Below are 243 nucleotides of genomic sequence, written 5' to 3' on the forward strand. Positions count from 1 at the left end.
TACATAATCTTGAGCAACAAACAAAAGCCACTGATATAGAGCTGTTTTAAGGATGGCTATGATTAAAGTATTAATAATTGATGACTCGGCACTGATCAGACAATTGCTGACAGAGATACTGCAACAGGCAAAAGATATTGTGGTAGTAGGGGGTGCACAAGACCCATACGAAGCCCGAGAGATGATCAAAAAATATAATCCGGATGTACTAACGTTGGATGTTGAAATGCCAAAAATGGACGG

At 39.5% G+C, this 243-nt stretch carries 1 protein-coding gene; it reads left to right on the forward strand.

The features are described 5' to 3' along the window. Nucleotides 1-58 precede the first annotated feature (58 nt). Nucleotides 59-243 (forward strand): response regulator (locus tag AAEY72_RS16055; protein WP_352311666.1); only part of this gene is annotated, 185 nt, incomplete at its 3' end.

It is taken from the genome of Psychrobacter sp. W2-37-MNA-CIBAN-0211, from assembly GCF_040309405.1.
GTDB lineage: Bacteria > Pseudomonadota > Gammaproteobacteria > Pseudomonadales > Moraxellaceae > Psychrobacter > Psychrobacter glaciei.